The sequence below is a fragment of the Streptococcus sp. SN3 genome (genome assembly GCF_030439905.1).
In genome coordinates, this window is sequence record NZ_JAQFJF010000005.1 from 103,299 (window position 1) to 119,505 (window position 16,207).

14 protein-coding genes are annotated in these 16,207 nt (G+C 37.9%); 4 read left to right on the top strand and 10 right to left on the bottom strand.

What is annotated here, in order from left to right; genetic code table 11:
- Positions 1 to 20: 20 nt before the first annotated feature.
- On the bottom strand, positions 21 to 2,693 hold the full coding sequence (locus PCY71_RS10635; protein WP_301412596.1) for a YhgE/Pip family protein: 2,673 nt from the start codon (positions 2,691 to 2,693) through the stop codon (positions 21 to 23).
- A gap of 174 nt (positions 2,694 to 2,867) precedes the next feature.
- Between PCY71_RS10635 and PCY71_RS10640 the strand changes: the two genes are divergently transcribed.
- The gene (locus PCY71_RS10640) at positions 2,868 to 3,401 is read left to right on the top strand and encodes a TetR/AcrR family transcriptional regulator (protein ID WP_301412597.1); all 534 of its coding nucleotides are present in this window, start codon (positions 2,868 to 2,870) and stop codon (positions 3,399 to 3,401) included.
- A 267-nt stretch (positions 3,402 to 3,668) separates the two neighbouring features.
- Here the strand turns inward: PCY71_RS10640 and rpsD are convergent, their stop codons facing one another.
- From rpsD to PCY71_RS10685, 9 genes are all read right to left on the bottom strand, one after another.
- A complete protein-coding gene (gene rpsD, locus PCY71_RS10645; protein ID WP_006268824.1) occupies positions 3,669 to 4,280 on the bottom strand; it encodes a 30S ribosomal protein S4 in 612 nt (203 codons plus the stop codon).
- A 205-nt stretch (positions 4,281 to 4,485) separates the two neighbouring features.
- Positions 4,486 to 5,118: an HAD family phosphatase gene (locus PCY71_RS10650; protein ID WP_301412598.1), complete on the bottom strand. Its 633-nt coding sequence runs from the start codon at positions 5,116 to 5,118 to the stop codon at positions 4,486 to 4,488.
- Positions 5,119 to 5,156: 38 nt separating this feature from the next.
- Positions 5,157 to 5,429 (bottom strand): Veg family protein, encoded by a 273-nt coding sequence (locus PCY71_RS10655; RefSeq protein ID WP_003071603.1) that lies wholly within the window; start codon positions 5,427 to 5,429, stop codon positions 5,157 to 5,159.
- Positions 5,430 to 5,432: 3 nt separating this feature from the next.
- Entirely contained in the window at positions 5,433 to 6,785 is a 1,353-nt protein-coding gene (gene dnaB, locus PCY71_RS10660) for a replicative DNA helicase (protein ID WP_301412599.1), read from the bottom strand.
- Between the two features lie 29 nt (positions 6,786 to 6,814).
- Positions 6,815 to 7,267: a 50S ribosomal protein L9 gene (rplI, locus tag PCY71_RS10665; RefSeq protein ID WP_003071606.1), complete on the bottom strand. Its 453-nt coding sequence runs from the start codon at positions 7,265 to 7,267 to the stop codon at positions 6,815 to 6,817.
- Complete coding sequence (locus PCY71_RS10670; RefSeq protein WP_037598287.1) at positions 7,264 to 9,240, bottom strand: DHH family phosphoesterase; 1,977 nt, start codon at positions 9,238 to 9,240, stop codon at positions 7,264 to 7,266. Before PCY71_RS10670 ends, rplI begins: the two co-directional genes overlap by 4 nt.
- 241 nt (positions 9,241 to 9,481) lie before the next feature.
- Positions 9,482 to 11,398 carry a tRNA uridine-5-carboxymethylaminomethyl(34) synthesis enzyme MnmG gene (gene mnmG, locus PCY71_RS10675; RefSeq protein WP_301412600.1) on the bottom strand — a complete coding sequence of 639 codons (1,917 nt, stop codon included), beginning with the start codon at positions 11,396 to 11,398 and terminating at the stop codon, positions 9,482 to 9,484.
- 135 nt (positions 11,399 to 11,533) lie between these two features.
- Positions 11,534 to 12,655, bottom strand: coding sequence for a tRNA 2-thiouridine(34) synthase MnmA (gene mnmA / locus PCY71_RS10680; protein WP_301412601.1), 1,122 nt, complete (start codon positions 12,653 to 12,655; stop codon positions 11,534 to 11,536).
- Between the two features lie 309 nt (positions 12,656 to 12,964).
- Positions 12,965 to 13,486 carry a LysM peptidoglycan-binding domain-containing protein gene (locus PCY71_RS10685; RefSeq protein WP_301412602.1) on the bottom strand — a complete coding sequence of 174 codons (522 nt, stop codon included), beginning with the start codon at positions 13,484 to 13,486 and terminating at the stop codon, positions 12,965 to 12,967.
- Positions 13,487 to 13,744: 258 nt separating this feature from the next.
- On the opposite strand from PCY71_RS10685, the gene sdaAB reads away from it, so the two are divergent.
- The 3 genes from sdaAB (at position 13,745) to PCY71_RS10700 (ending at position 16,194) form a co-directional block, all read left to right on the top strand.
- On the top strand, positions 13,745 to 14,416 hold the full coding sequence (gene sdaAB, locus PCY71_RS10690) for an L-serine ammonia-lyase, iron-sulfur-dependent subunit beta (protein ID WP_003071619.1): 672 nt from the start codon (positions 13,745 to 13,747) through the stop codon (positions 14,414 to 14,416).
- 8 nt (positions 14,417 to 14,424) lie between these two features.
- Positions 14,425 to 15,297: an L-serine ammonia-lyase, iron-sulfur-dependent, subunit alpha gene (gene sdaAA, locus PCY71_RS10695; RefSeq protein WP_006268849.1), complete on the top strand. Its 873-nt coding sequence runs from the start codon at positions 14,425 to 14,427 to the stop codon at positions 15,295 to 15,297.
- Between the two features lie 240 nt (positions 15,298 to 15,537).
- A complete protein-coding gene (locus PCY71_RS10700; RefSeq protein WP_301412603.1) occupies positions 15,538 to 16,194 on the top strand; it encodes an HAD hydrolase-like protein in 657 nt (218 codons plus the stop codon).
- Positions 16,195 to 16,207: the final 13 nt, after the last annotated feature.

Genomic DNA, 16,207 nt, shown 5'->3' on the forward strand with positions numbered 1-16,207 from the left:
AAGATACAAGAGCTTTTAGATTAGACTAATTCTTTTTTATTCGGACTGTAGACCAAGAAACCAAGACCGACAAAGAGCAGCAGAACAACTGTCATGAAGGCAACTTGTCCACCGACTTGCCCTGTTATCGAAATTGTTTGACGCAAAGCCGAAACAGAGTAACTCATTGGCAACCACGGATTGATATTTTGGAAAATCTTGTCCGTCAACGGAAGTGGGTAAGTCCCTGCACTAGAGGCTAGTTGCAACAATAACAAAATCAAAGAGGTGAAAGCACCAAGCTTAGTGTCCCACGTTACCAGAGCCGTCACCACCGCCATGAAGCACATGCTCGTTAAAAGAATGATTCCAAGCGTCGCCCATTCATAATTGGCAGTCAAGCCAATCATGTGCACTGCACCATACACCAATAAACCTGCCAAGAGAGAAATAACGCCATTGACCTGAATACGTGCTGTCAGCCATTCCATACGTGTCTCAGGTTTCTTACCAGAAGGCAACGTGTTAAAAATGATATTGGTTGAAATCGCTGCTACAAAAAGTGCCACAGAAATCATGTATGGAGCCATACCGATACCATTTTTACCAACATGGTCTTTATCTATTTTCTTCGTTGTCAATGGATTTGCGAGAGCTTTAGCATTGGCTTTATTGGTTGTCACCATAGATAATTGATTTTTGGCATCTGTCAAACCTGCTGTCAAGGTGTCCACACCCGACACAAGTGTTCCCAGATTAGACGTGATAGTTGAACTACCGTCTGCTAACTTCGTAGAACCATTTGCAATTTGACCAGCACCGTCAGATAGTTTGCCTGCCCCTGACACAAGAGCCGCAGAGTTGTTCACTAATTGACTAGCGCCGTCTGCTAATTTTGCTAAACCAGCGTCAATTTGACCATTATTAGCCGCCAATTGATTAGCTCCGGAATTGATTTTTGCCATACCAGATGTCAATTGACTATTTTTACCAGCCAAAGTCTTAGAACCTGAACTGATTTTCGCCATGCCAGATGTTAGTTGCTCGTTATGACTAGATAAGGTGTTAGCTCCTGCCGTAATTTGAGCCACTCCATTTGTATAGTCTGTCACACCTTTCACCAATCGACCAGCACCCGTTGCTAAACTCCTTTGCAATTGGTCAACTCCTGCTGCCACTTGACTAGCACCCGTAGTCGATTGTTGTAATGCCGCAAGAATGCTTTCTTGAGATTGTTGTGCACTCGTTTGGAGACTTGAAAGAGCACCTTTGGCTTGTTCGATGACAGCGATGCTTTGTTGGTTAGAAGATTGATCTGGCAAATTTTCCACTTGCGCCTTGAGCGCTTGAATCGTTGTCAACATCTTTGTCACGGCTGTAGAAGTTTGGCTTGGAGCTTGTGAAATAGCGGTATTGATTTCTGCTTGTTCACTAGCACTTAATTTTTGATAAGCAGCTGTAGCAGCTACGTTATTTGTAATCGTAGCCTTATCTGTCGCAACACTATTGACAAGCATATTTGCAGTTGTTTCCATATCATTCAAAGCAGTTGTCATGCTCGCTTTAGCAGCTGACAAGTCTGAACCTGTTGACAGAGCAGTTTGAACAGCAGTTAAACCTGTTTGCAAAGCTTGTAGTTTTTGAACTTGCTCAGCTGTCATACCAGATTGTTTAACAGTCGCCATCAAAGTGTTCAGACCCGTAGCTAGTTGATGCGCACCGCTTGATAATTTTTGAATTTCCTCATTAGAAGCAGTTAATTGATTGACTCCTGCCAATAAATTTTTTGATTGATCATTTAATTGATTGGCACCACCTGCAAGATTTGCCACGCCATTAGTATAGTCGCTTAAGCCATCTGAAAATTGTTCTGAACCGTCCGCTAACTGACCAACAGCATTTGTATAGTCTGTCAACCCTTTTGATAATGTTGTTGAGCCAGAAGCTAATTGACCGACACCTGATGTATAAGCTGAAAGGCGTGTTGACAAGGTACCAATCCCGTCTGACAACTGACGCACACCAAGAGTATACGTTCCCAAACCTGTCGTTAATGTATTAGCACCATCCGCAAACATCATACTAGAACTAGATAAAGTCTGTAAATTATCTGTCAAGGTTTGACTACCGTCTTTTAATTGTTGACCGCCAGAAGCAAGTTGCCCACTACCAGAAGCAGCTGTTGTCATACCTTTTCTCAATTTATTCATACTCTTAAAAAGAGAAGTCATATACGTATTGGTCACATTGTTTGCGACAGTTTGTTGAAGTCGCGTCATAGCCGAATCACTCATCTTACTAGCAATAAAGCTATGTCCACTAGACGTTTGATAATCAATCTGCATTTTTTGTGGTTTATTATCCAGAATACTAGCTGCCTTTTGGGATAAATCACTCGGAAGCGTGATAATCATATAATAATCACCCTTCTCCAAACCTTTCTTTGCCTTTACTTCAGATACAAAATGAAAATCTAAAGCATCATTCTTTTTAAGGCTTTTCACCATATCATCCCCAACAGACAACGTGTTACTGTTAAATCTTGCATGTTGATCCTTATTCACCACTGCTACTGGTAATTCCGATACTTTTCCATAAGGATTCCACATTGAGCTCAAAAAAATAACATTATAAAGAGCCGGAATCAAGGAAACACCAATCATGACAATAATGAAGAGTGGTTTTTTAAAAATTGCTTTCCATTCGTTGAACATTTTTTCTCCTCTATCTTAGACACTCTGTATAAAAATTTTAATTTTTGAAATATTTTTATACACATTGTCTAAATATTTGATATAATAGATTATACAGTTTCTGAAATTTTTCACAAGAGGAAAAATTCAATTTTAGACATGTTGTATAAATTTGTTCAAAAGAGGAAAACTAATATGGCAGAAAGTAACAAGCGCCAAAAAACGAAAATGATTATTGAAAATGCAATGGTCGATCTGCTTAAACACGAATCATTCGATCAGATTAGCACTGTCAAGTTGACAAAAACGGCCGGTATCAGTCGCAGCAGTTTTTATACACACTATAAAGATAAATATGATATGATTGAGCATTATCAACAGAAACTTTTCCATAAGTTAGAATACATTTTTGAGAAGTATGCTCAAGACAAGCGTAGCGCGATTATAGAAGTTTTTGATTTCCTTACACGCGAATCCCTCCTTTCTGCTTTATTGACAGAAAACGGAACAAAAGAAATCCAAACATTTTTACGTCATAAATTCCAAATCATGCTGGCTGAAGACCTACAAGAGCGCTTTAGTAGTAAACTACTAAGTCAAGTGGAGAAAGAATACAGCCATGTTTACCTGACAAACGCCTTTTTTGGAGTTTGTCAAATGTGGATTGCTAGAGGAAAAAAAGAAAGCCCTGAACAAATGGCAGATTTTCTTTTAAAAATGTTGGATTAGAAGGTAATTCTATTTTGCTACTACCAAGATTATTCAAATATTAACGAATAAAGCCATTTAGTGTTAAAATGTGAAAAACTTCAAGACAAAAATGCTCATCACTTTTAAAACTAGAAAAGAGAAAACGAATTTGAACTGCACCCCAAAAGTTAGACAGAAAAAATCTAACTTTTTTGGGGTCAGTATATTCATTTTCTCTTTTTTGATATTTTCAATGAGTCATAAAAAAGAAGCTGGGAGTCTTCCCAACTTCGGATAAGTCTTAGATTAAAGTTGTTTGTTGTAGTATTCAACGACAAGCGCTTCATTGATTTCTGGGTTGATTTCGTCGCGCTCTGGCAAACGAGTTAATGAACCTTCCAATTTGTCAGCATCAAACGATACGAATGCCGGACGTCCAAGAGTTGCTTCAACCGCTTCAAGAATTGCAGGTACTTTCAATGATTTTTCACGAACTGAAATCACTTGACCTGGGGTTACGCGGTATGATGGGATATCAACGCGTTTTCCGTCAACAAGGATGTGACCGTGGTTTACGAATTGACGAGCTTGACGACGAGTAGTTGCAAGACCAAGACGGTAAACAACATTATCCAAGCGACGTTCCAAAAGAAGCATGAAGTTGAAACCAAGGATTCCACCTTTGATTTTAGTTGCTTGTACGAACAAGTTACGGAATTGCTTTTCACCTACGCCGTAAGTAAAACGAAGTTTTTGTTTTTCAGCCAATTGCAAACCATATTCTGACAATTTGCTACGGTTATTTGGTCCATGTTGACCTGGTACGTAGTTACGACGTGCCAATTCTTTACCTGTACCTGTAAGTGAAAGACCCAAACGACGAGCTTGTTTCCAAGAAGGTCCTGTATAACGTGACATAAATATGTCCTCCTGTAAAAATAATAATTTGAGGAAATAGTCACTTAGAAAGCCCTGATTCGTGCAGAACATTTTCGCCTAAACAGCCAAGGTTACTTTTTATAGCTAATGTTCTGTTGACGAGCTTCATGCTCTCCTGCTGCTATTTCACACAAAAGCCATTATATCAAAAAAAATCCTATCTGTAAAGATGGATTTTGTCAGATTATTTCTTTCTATGGAAAAAACCTTTCTTTTGCAATAATTCCTCTATCGCAATTATATTTTGCTGTTCAGATGTTGCTAAAATAGTTTCAAACCCCAGACTTTTAGCAGTATCTAGATTAACCTGTAGATCATCTATAAATACACATTGACTAGCTTGCAATGTATACTGGGTCAGTAATTTTTGATAGATACTTTTATCTGGTTTTGCACATCCTACTTCGTAAGAAAGGATTTTCCCCGTCAATACTTTTGTCATTGGTAATAAACCGGCATTTTCAACTATATAAAAGATCTCACTGGTAGTAGATAAAATATAAATACTATACCCCATCTGAACCCATTCAAAAATTTTCTCTTGTAGCTGATAATAGCTATCTATTACCTCATACCAACGAGTAAAAACAGCTTCAACAGTAGGAGCATACGAACCGTCTAGCAATTTTTGAGCTTTCCGAATGGCTTGTTTCAAGCTTAATTCTCCAATATCCGTCTGAGCCCAAATTCCCGAGTCAAAAACAGCCGTTTTGACACGCTTACGATCTTCTGCATCCTCTACGAAAGCAGCTAAAATCTTAGCAGGGTTCCATTCAATTAAAACATTGCCAAAATCAAAAATTAGATTTTTAATCATTTCTTACTCCAGCCGCATTACATTAAAATAAATTTATCTTAATCTAAATACCGAATCAAGTTTTTCTCTGTTAAAATATCCGAATAAGTATAGGATTCGACGTAAGTATTTTCAATTTCACCTGGATTACTACTATTGTTGGTATATTCAACGATAAACAAAGAAGGATAGACTTCGATTAAACGACCTTGCTTATTTTTTTGACGTTTACGACCGTTTTCAAGAGTCATTTCTACCATTTTTCCTTCATGGGCCTTGATTTCTTCTTTAATTTTTCTCATTTTTGCAACATCTGTAAATGCATCACTCATTATCTATTCCTCTCTCTTAGAAATATTTGAAAACTTATTGTATTCTTTTTGAAAAATCAATTCCACCGTACCACGTGCACCGCTACGGTTCTTTTCGATAATCACTTCGACTTTGTTGTTTGGAATCCCTTCAGTTTCTTCACCGCCCCGTTCATAATAGTCATCACGGTAAAGAAAAGCTACAATATCCGCATCCTGCTCAATTGAACCAGACTCACGAATATCTGACAAAACTGGTCTCTTATCCTGACGTTGCTCCACACTACGCGAAAGCTGGCTCAACGCAATGACTGGAACTTTCAACTCTTTTGCTAAAATCTTTAATTGACGAGAAATTTCAGAAACTTCCTGTTGACGATTTTCTCGACCAGTCCCTGTAATTAATTGCAAGTAATCAATTAAAATCAAGCCAAGATTTCCTGTTTCTTGCGCTAATTTTCGAGCACGTGAACGAATCTCTGTAATCCGAATTCCTGGTGTATCGTCAATGTAAATGCTAGCTTCTGCTAAATTTCCTTGTGCAATCGCATACTTGCTCCATTCTTCATCTGTCAATTGTCCCGTTCGGATTGAATGCGATTCAATCAAACCCTCAGCCGCCAACATCCGGTCTACTAAGCTCTCGGCACCCATTTCTAGAGAAAAAATAGCAACTGTTTTATCTAACTTGGTTCCAATATTTTGTGCAATATTGAGGGCAAAAGCAGTCTTACCAACCGCAGGACGAGCTGCCACAATGATGAGCTCTTCTTCATGGAGACCAGTCGTCATATGATCTAAATCTTGATAACCTGTCGCAATCCCTGTAATATCAGAAGTTTGTTGGGAGCGTGTTTCCAAACTACCGAAATTAAGATTCAAAATCTCTTTGATATTTTTAAAACCACTTCGACTAGCATTTTCACTAACATCAATTAACGCTTTTTCCGCTCCAGCAATGATTTCATCTGCAGGACTAGCACCATCATAAGCTAGGTTGATAGAGTCTGTCAAACGTGAAATTAACCGCCGCAGAACAGCCTTCTCTGCTACAATTTTAGCATAATATTCAGCATTGGCAGAAGTCGGCACTGAATTTACAACTTCAACCAAGTAAGACAAACCACCAATGTTTTGCAAATCACCCTGACTGTCTAAAATATTACGAACAGTCGTTGCATCAATGGCATCACCTCGATCTGCCAAATCAATCATCGCTTTAAAAATTAAGCGATTGGCATATTTAAAGAAGTCGTTTGGCTCGATATATTCACGAACAAAAACTAGCTTACTCTCATCAATAAAAATCGCACCTAAAACAGATTGTTCTGCCAAAATGTCTTGCGGCTGTACTCGCAATTCATCAATATCTGCCATAAGACCTCCTCAAAAAATAATCTTCTTTATTAGCCTTCTTTTACACGTAAATTGATAACGCTAGTCACATCTTGATAAATTTTCACTGGCACATCAATCAAGCCAACAGAACGAATAGGATTCTTGACTTGAATCAATCGTTTATCAATCTTAATTCCAAATTGCTTTTGTAATTCTTCAGCAATTTTTTTATTGGTAATAGAACCAAAAGTACGTCCATCTGGTCCTACTTTTTCAGTAAATTCAACAATTGTATTTTCTGCTTCCAGCTTTTCCTTAATAGCTTGTGCTTCAGCTAACATTTCTGCATGCGCTTTTTCTTCTGATTTTTGTTTACCACGAAGTTCACCAATAGCTGCAGCAGTTGCTTCCTTTGCAAGATTTTTTTTAATCAAAAAGTTCTGTGCATAACCAGTTGGCACCTCTTTAATCTCGCCTTTTTTCCCTTTTCCTTTAACATCTGCTAAAAAAATTACTTTCATTTCTTTAACTCCTTATCTTTTAGTACTTCATGAACAATAATTTCATTCAACCGTTGGATGATTTGTGCGATTGTCTGGTCAGAAATTTGCGCTGCTGCCAAATTAAAATGACCGCCTCCGCCAAGCTCTTCCATAATCCGCTGTACATTGATTTTACTACGACTACGAGCAGATATCGATATACTATTTTGTTTATTTTTGCTGACAACAAAACTCGCTTCAATTCCCGACATAGCTAGCATAGCATCTGCAGCTTTACTAATAACAACTGTATCATAGCATTTTTCTTCTGCTCCAGTGGCTACAAGTACATTTGGCAAGATTTTCTTACCATTTAAAATTAGCTCATTCACCTCACGGTACTCATCAAAGTCTGTGGCAGAAATATCCTGAATGGCTACACTGTCACTTCCACGCGTGCGCAAATAACTTGCTACATCAAATGTTCGACTAGTGACACGCGAAGAAAATTTCTTCGTATCCAGCATAATTCCAGCCATCAATACACTAGCTTGCATTTTACTCAAACGTCGATGCTTAGAATTTTGGAATTGAATCAATTCTGTCACTAATTCACAAGCACTGCTTGCTCCACTTTCAATGTAGCTAATAATGGCATTTTCTGGAAAATCCTGGTCTCTTCTATGGTGGTCAATGACGATAATTTGATGAAATAAATCATAAAATTCCTTTGATAAGGTCAGAGCTGTTTTTGAATGATCCACCATAATTAGTAAAGAGCGATTCGTTACCATTGTCATCGCATCAGCGACCGAAAGAAGATTGGTCTCTCCTTCATCTTGCAATCTATGAACTGCTCGCTCAATATCAGCAGCCATTTGATGAGGATCATAGACAGCATAGGTCTGATCAATAATATTGCTAGCAAATACTTGCATTCCAACAGCAGAGCCCAGTGCATCCATATCCAAGTTTCTATGCCCAACCACAAAAACTTGGTCCACACTTTTAATCTTATCTGAAATAGCAGTCATCATAGCGCGCGTGCGAGTACGCGTCCGTTTCACAGATGCAGCTGATCCACCACCAAAATAAACTGGATTCTTTGACTCATCATTTTCTTTTACAACAGCCTGATCACCACCACGAACTTCAGCAAGGTTCAAGTTTAACAGAGCTACTTTACCAATCTGTTCATGATTGCTATCTCCATACGAAAATCCCATACTCAAAGTAAGAGGAATTTCCCGCTTTTTCGCCTCTTCCCTAAACTGATCAATCACTGTGAACTTATCTTGCATTAACTGATCCAAAACTGTGTAATCTGTAAAAATATAAAAACGATCCATCCCCACACGACGAGAAAACATGGCGTATTTTTCGGCAAATTCAGCAACAAACTTTGCGATGAAACTATTAATATGACTAATATCTGAATCTGACACAACATCCTCCAGATCATCATAATTATCAACTGAAACAATGCCGATAACTGGTCTTGTCGTCACGAGTTCTGTAGTTGCTTCATATTCGCTAGACGCATCAAAAAAGTAAAACACACTTGAAGCCTGATCCAGATACACTGAATATTTGGTATCACCAATCGTTGCATACGATCCTGTATTTTCAAATGGTATTTTAGTGATTTTTTGCAGTAAATCCATATCAAACTCACCATCTTCATTGGTGAGAACCAACTCTGCATAGGGATTAAACCATTCAACATTTCCAGATGCTTGGTCAACTTTCACAACACCAACTGGCATCCTTTCAAGTAATGACGCCAAACTGTTTTCTGCTTGATTGTTTACATACTGGATTTGTTCTACTTCATTAAGTTCATAACTTTTTTGTTGGAAAATCAATAGAAAAATCAAAATAGCCAGCACCAAAAAAAGCACAACTAACATCAAAATGCCGCTACCAAGAACTCTTAATAAAATAGCTAAAATTCCAAAGGAAATAACACCCATGATTACAAAATGGATTGGAGTAAAACGAAATTTTTCCATCATAAACCTCTTAACCGCCATTTTACCATAAAAGCTCTAAAAAAGCGAGCTTTCCCTGTATAAAGCAAGCCAAATATCTTGTTAGACATCAATCTTTCTATTACCACTTGGTCTACTTTACAAGGAAAAACAAGTTCTGTCACTGTTTTCTCAACTTTACTAACTCAATAGTTTACAAACTTGTCAAACATTTTTCACGAAAAAGATACTTGTTCAATAGTATGAACAAGTATCTTCATCATTATTTTTTTGTTTTTTCCTGGTTTTTCGAAATACTTCGTGATTTACCTTCCAAATAAACCATCAAAATAGAAATATCTGCAGGATTGACACCAGAAATCCGACTCGCTTGCCCAATAGTTTCTGGATTAATTTTCTTAAACTTCTGACGAGCTTCTGTCGCAATAGAATCAATATCATCCCAATCTATAGTTGCCGGAATACGTTTTTCTTCCATGCGCTTCATCTTCTCAACTTGATCCAGCGCTTTAGAGATATAACCCTCGTATTTGACTTCGGTCTCAATCAATTCAATAATTTTTTCATCTAAATCTTCCGCTGCTGAGCCGATAAAATTGACAACATCTTGATATGAAACTTCTGGACGACGCAAAAATTCTTTCGCTGTAACTGCGTCTGTCAATGGTTTAAAGCCTAATTTTTCAACCATTTCATTCGTTTCTTTAATTGGCTTTAATTTAATAGAATTCAAACGCTTCATTTCAGTTTCATATTGATGTTTCTTAATTTCAAAACGCAGCCAGCGCTCATCATCAACCAATCCTACTTTACGTCCAATTTCAGTCAATCGCATATCCGCATTGTCATGACGTAAAATGAGACGATATTCGGCTCGACTAGTCAAAAGACGATACGGCTCTACCGTTCCCTTAGTGACCAAGTCATCAATCATGACCCCAATATAACCATCACTGCGTTTCAAAATCAGTTCTGGTTTTCCTTGAATTTTTAGAGCTGCATTGATCCCTGCAACAATGCCTTGCCCCGCTGCTTCCTCATAACCAGATGTCCCATTTGTTTGCCCAGCTGTAAATAAACCTGAGATTTTCTTAGTTTCTAGAGTAGCACGAAGCTGATGTGGCATAATCATATCATATTCAATCGCATAGCCAGTTCGCATTAATTCAGCATTTTCAAGTCCCTTAATAGAATGCACTAAGTCTTTTTGAACATCTTCTGGCAAACTCGTTGAAAGCCCCTGAATATAAACTTCTTCTGTATCTCGTCCTTCCGGTTCCAAGAAAAGTTGGTGGCGTTCTTTGTCCGCAAAACGAACAATTTTGTCTTCAATGGATGGGCAGTAACGTGGACCAACACCCTTCACCACTCCTGAAAACATTGGTGCACGATAAAGATTGTTTTGAATAATTTCATGACTCCCTGCATTAGTATAAGTCAACCAACAAGGAATCTGATCCTTAATATAATCTTCATCTCTAGAAGTGTAAGAGAAATGGTTTGCCTTCTTATCTCCTGGCTGAATTTCTGTTTTATCATAATCAATTGACGCCGCCTTTACACGTGGTGGCGTTCCTGTTTTAAAACGTCCAATTTCAAACCCTAAGTCACGTAAATTATCTGCTAAGTTAATTGCAGCTAAACTATGATTAGGACCAGAAGAATACTTCAAATCCCCAATAATAATTTCTCCACGCAGGGCTGTACCGGTCGTTACAACAACTGCCTTTGCAGCAAACTCTTGATGCGTAGCTGTTTTCACACCAATGACTTTCCCATTCTCAACTAGAATCTCATCTATAACGGTTTGACGCAAAGTCAGATTTTCTTGGTGTTGAACCGTCTTACGCATTTCTCTGGAATAGAGTTCTTTATCTGCTTGAGCACGAAGAGCACGAACAGCAGGCCCTTTCCCAGTATTAAGCATCTTCATCTGAATATAAGTTTTATCTATATTCTTAGCCATCTCTCCGCCTAGAGCATCCACTTCCCGTACAACAATTCCCTTAGCAGAACCTCCAATAGAAGGATTACAAGGCATAAAGGCTAACATTTCAATATTGATTGTCGCAAGTAAAACTTTACAGCCCATCCGGCTGGCTGCTAGTGAAGCCTCAACACCTGCATGCCCTGCTCCAATTACGACAATATCATAACTTTCAGTAAAATTGTATGTCATCTTTTCTTTCCTTATTTTTTCACCAAAAAAGTCAAACCTCTAGAAGTGCAGGACAAAAAGCCTGCAACATCCATGAGCTTTGACCATCATAGTTATTGCTACATCTATTTTAGCAGATTGCTAAAATATGTCAATCTAAATATACTGTTGAAGCTTACCATTTTTATAGGCATTATCAATCAAACCACCACCCAAACATTCTTCTCCATCATAAAAAACAACAGCTTGTCCAGGTGTAATAGCACGTTGAGGTTCTGCAAAGTTGACAGTTGCCTTGTCACCCTTTACAGTAACTGTCACCTTAGAATCTGGCTGACGATAGCGAAACTTAGCAGTACATTCCATAGTAAATTCTTCTGGCATTTCTTTTGTGAAATGAACCTGACTAGCGTCAAGGCTGGTTGACATTAAGTTGTCATGATAAAAGCCTTGACCAACATAAAGAATATTTTGACTGAGATCTTTTCCAACAACGAACCAAGGTTCATTATCACCACCATGCTGACCACCAATTCCAAGACCACCTCGCTGGCCAATAGTATAATACATCAACCCAGCATGCTGACCCATATCTCGGCCATCCAGAGTCATCATGTGACCGGTATGGGCTGGTAAGTATTGACTCAGAAACTCTTTAAAATTCTTTTCGCCGATGAAGCAAATACCAGTTGAGTCTTTTTTCTTAGCTGTAGCCAAACCAGCTTTTTCAGCTATTGCTCGAACTTCAGACTTTTCTAAATGTCCCAACGGAAACATTGTCTTTTGTAGTTGCTCTTGTGATAACTGACTAAGGAAATAAGTCTGATCTTTGCCATTATCCACTCCTCGCAGCATATGAACAGTCCCATCTTCATCGCGCTTCACACGCGCATAGTGACCTGTTGCCACATAATCTGCTCCCAGTGTCAAAGCATAGTCAAGGAAGGCTTTAAACTTGATTTCCTTGTTACACATGACATCTGGGTTTGGAGTCCTACCAGCTTGGTATTCTGCCAAGAAATATTCAAAAACGCGATCCCAGTACTCCTTTTCAAAGTTGACAGAGTAGTAAGGAATGCCAATTTGATCTGCAACAGCTGCTACATCCTTGTAGTCTTCTGTAGCTGTGCAAACACCAAATTCATTTGTATCGTTCCAGTTTTTCATGAAAATGCCAATCACATCATAACCTTGCTCTTTCAAGAGCAAAGCAGTTACTGATGAATCAACACCTCCGCTCATACCAACAACGACACGAATTTTAGAGTTATCACTCATTGTATTCTCCCATCTTTTCGTTATTTCACGATTGAAGGTCGTGCTGTGCTTTCAACGATTGAAGGTCGCTTAGAGCAAGGTTTATTATAACATGAAATAAGTTTAAGAACAAATTTCAACAGCCAAATAGTTCTACCTTTACACCGCTGTAAACTAAAAATGTGGTAGATAACAACTATTGAGACAGTGATTGAAAAATGGATACTCCATCAAAAGAATTTCTTGGAATCTAGTGAATGACTTTGCAACTTCTATCGTAAAAAACAGGCTGGAACATTTTGTCCCAACCTCAATTATTTCTCGTATTCATCAATACCAACCATTTGCTAGCCAGAAAGCCTTAGCAGCTGACCAAGAACCATAACGACCTGCTACATAAGCGTCTGCTACTTTTTCTTGATTTTCTGCTGATAAGTCACCATTTAGGTAAGATAAACTCAATTGGTAACGACCATAATATTGTCCATTTTGTGCTGTGTAACTACCACTTGATTCTTTTTGTGCAATCCATTCTTTTGCTGCTGCATCTTCAGCACTCAGATCAGATGTAGTAGTTGTAGAATTGCTTGATGCCGTAGTAGTTGTAGTGGTATCATCTAACTCTAATACTTGCCCAACACTAATCAGATGAATATTGCTAATCTTATTTTTCTGAGCAATGTGATCAACTGTTGTATTATGTGATGCAGCGATAGCTGAAAGAGTATCTCCAGATTTTACTGTATAGCTATCTGCATTTGCAAATGTAGGAAGAAAGAACAGCGCTGTTGCTGTTAAACTCATTAAACTTACTTTTGTTTTTTTATTTGTGCTATTTAAATTCAACATCATTTAAATTCTCCTTTTCTATGATAGAACTATCATATACCTTAATTATTACTCTTGGTTTTTCCTTTCATTAAAAATATTACAAACAAATTGAAGAAAGACTAAAATCCACCCTATATTTCTTTGCTTTAAGGTTACTATAAGAAAAGTTACATTGAAGCAAGTCTAGAAGTTGGGGCACATCCATTTTATCAATTAAAAAGGCAGAAAAATATACTGAACTTTGATATAATGAAGACAATGAACTTATAAGGAGTTACGATGAACTCACTAAAATTTCAATCTGTTTTTGATATTATTGGACCTGTGATGATTGGTCCGTCTAGCAGTCATACAGCAGGTGCTGTTCGTATTGGAAAAATTGTTTCATCAATTTTTGATGACGAGCCAACAGAAGTTGAATTTCAACTATTTAATTCTTTTGCAAAAACTTATCGGGGACATGGTACAGACCTAGCTCTGGTGGCTGGGATTCTTGGGATGGACACAGATGATCCTGAAATTCCAAACAGCCTTGAGATTGCTCATAAAAGAGGCATTAAAATTGTCTGGACGATTCAAAAAGATAGCAATGCTCCACATCCAAATACAACTAAAATAACCGTTAAAAATGATCGGAAAACGATTAGCGTTACTGGTATTTCTATTGGTGGTGGAAATATCCAAGTGACTGAATTAAATGGTTTCTCTGTTTCGCTCAGTATGAACACTCCGACCATCATTATCGTTCATCAAGATATACCTGGAATGATTGCTCATGTTACTGAAGCACTTTCTCGTTACAACATCAATATTGCACAAATGAATGTCACAAGAGAAAAAGCTGGTGAAAAAGCAATTATGATTATCGAAGTTGATAATCGCAGTTGCGAGGAAGCAATAGAAGAAATTCGCAAAATTCCTCATCTCCACAATGTCAATTTCTTCAAATAGGAGAACTTATGTTTTATTCAATCAAAGAATTAGTAGAACAAGCTGATTTAGACTTTCAAGGCAGCGTTGCCGAACTTATGATTGCTACTGAATACGAACTGACAGGGCGTGAACGAGATGAAGTTTTACGGTTGATGACCAGAAATCTAGAAGTTATGAAAGCCTCTGTCATTATGGGATTAGATGAAAGTAAATCTCGGAGTGGTTTAACAGGTGGTGATGCAACCAAACTTCACAAATATATTCAATCAGGAAAAGCACTTTCAGATTACACTGTCTTAACGGCAGCAAAAAATGCTATTGCTGTCAATGAATATAATGCTAAAATGGGGCTAGTTTGTGCAACACCAACAGCTGGAAGTGCTGGTTGTTTACCTGCCGTTCTCACATCAGCTATTGAAAAATTAGAACTTACTGAAACACAACAACTAGACTTTCTATTAACTGCTGGAGCTTTTGGTCTAGTTATCGCTAATAATGCATCCATTTCAGGAGCCGAAGGAGGCTGTCAAGCTGAAGTCGGGTCAGCAGCAGCCATGAGTGCAGCAGCACTTGTTCTAGCAGCTGGGGGCACACCATTTCAAGCCAGTCAAGCAATTTGTTTTATCATTAAAAATATGCTTGGATTAATCTGTGATCCCGTTGCAGGTTTGGTAGAGGTTCCCTGTGTCAAGCGAAACGCTATGGGAGCTAGTTATGCTTTCATTGCAGCCGACATGGCTTTAGCAGGAATTGAATCTAAAATTCCCGTTGATGAAGTGATTGATGCTATGTATCAAGTCGGGGTTAGCATGCCAACTGCTTTTCGCGAAACTGCTGAAGGTGGTTTAGCAACTACACCTACTGGTCGTAAACTGTCTAAAGAAATTTTTGGAGATTGATCTCTTTTTATACAAAAAAGCTGGGATAACAACCTCCAGCTTCAAAGTACACTGTATAAGACACCAACGCTGCAATAACTGTTGCTCAAAGTAGCGCTTTGAAGCTGATAAGATTTGCAAGACAAATCTCAACACTGTTCACTTTTCAAGCTGAGAAGAGTACTTTTAACAAAACCTTCTTTTTCTTCATTCGCAACCTCAACAATCTTCCAGACTGTCTCCCTTATAAAAATACAGACTATGCAAAATTTTAAGTATATTTTTTTCGATTTAGATGGAACACTTGTTGATAGTTCAGCAGGAATCAAAAATGCTTTCCACTATGCATTCACCTCGTTAAATATCAAAACCCCTGATAACAAAGAGTTAGATACCTTCATTGGACCACCTTTAGAAGTAAGCTTTGCTTCTGTTGTTCCAGAAGCTGATATCAATCATGCTATTGCTTTATTTAGAGAATATTATAAAAATAAAGGTGTGTTTGAAACTCAGCTTTACCATGGTGTAAAGGAACTTTTATTAGAATTAGAAAATTCAGATTACCATATCTATATCACTACTAGTAAAAATGAAGTGATGGCTAATAAAATGGCACAATACCTAAAAATTGATAAGCATTTCAATGGCATCTTTGGCTCACTTCCGAATTCTTACCATAAAGCCGATGTTTTAACACGCGCTTTAAACTATTCTCATGCCAACCTTAACCAATCTGTTATCGTCGGAGATACCAAATTTGATATGATAGGTGGAAAATCCGTTGGAATGAACACTCTAGGAGTTTTGTGGGGATTTGGATATCGAGATGAATTAATTAACAATGGAGCAGATTTTATCTCAAATTCACCACAAAATCTTTTAACAGCGTTGATAAACAATACTTTACATAAGTTGTAAACTATATTTACGA

Excerpts from the sequence above, each read along its gene's own strand:
- PCY71_RS10655 (WP_003071603.1), bottom strand. The coding sequence starts at position 5,429 with ATGAGTGATGCATTTACAGATGTTGCAAAAATGAGAAAAATTAAAGAA.
- mnmA (WP_301412601.1), bottom strand. The coding sequence starts at position 12,655 with ATGAGTGATAACTCTAAAATTCGTGTCGTTGTTGGTATGAGCGGAGGT.
- PCY71_RS10640 (WP_301412597.1), top strand. The coding sequence starts at position 2,868 with ATGGCAGAAAGTAACAAGCGCCAAAAAACGAAAATGATTATTGAAAAT.
- sdaAB (WP_003071619.1), top strand. The coding sequence starts at position 13,745 with ATGAACTCACTAAAATTTCAATCTGTTTTTGATATTATTGGACCTGTG.
- PCY71_RS10650 (WP_301412598.1), bottom strand. The coding sequence starts at position 5,118 with ATGATTAAAAATCTAATTTTTGATTTTGGCAATGTTTTAATTGAATGG.
- dnaB (WP_301412599.1), bottom strand. The coding sequence starts at position 6,785 with ATGGCAGATATTGATGAATTGCGAGTACAGCCGCAAGACATTTTGGCA.
- mnmG (WP_301412600.1), bottom strand. The coding sequence starts at position 11,398 with ATGACATACAATTTTACTGAAAGTTATGATATTGTCGTAATTGGAGCA.
- PCY71_RS10700 (WP_301412603.1), top strand. The coding sequence starts at position 15,538 with ATGCAAAATTTTAAGTATATTTTTTTCGATTTAGATGGAACACTTGTT.
- PCY71_RS10670 (WP_037598287.1), bottom strand. The coding sequence starts at position 9,240 with ATGGAAAAATTTCGTTTTACTCCAATCCATTTTGTAATCATGGGTGTT.
- rplI (WP_003071606.1), bottom strand. The coding sequence starts at position 7,267 with ATGAAAGTAATTTTTTTAGCAGATGTTAAAGGAAAAGGGAAAAAAGGC.
- PCY71_RS10635 (WP_301412596.1), bottom strand. The coding sequence starts at position 2,693 with ATGTTCAACGAATGGAAAGCAATTTTTAAAAAACCACTCTTCATTATT.
- PCY71_RS10685 (WP_301412602.1), bottom strand. The coding sequence starts at position 13,486 with ATGATGTTGAATTTAAATAGCACAAATAAAAAAACAAAAGTAAGTTTA.
- rpsD (WP_006268824.1), bottom strand. The coding sequence starts at position 4,280 with ATGTCACGTTATACAGGACCTTCTTGGAAACAAGCTCGTCGTTTGGGT.
- sdaAA (WP_006268849.1), top strand. The coding sequence starts at position 14,425 with ATGTTTTATTCAATCAAAGAATTAGTAGAACAAGCTGATTTAGACTTT.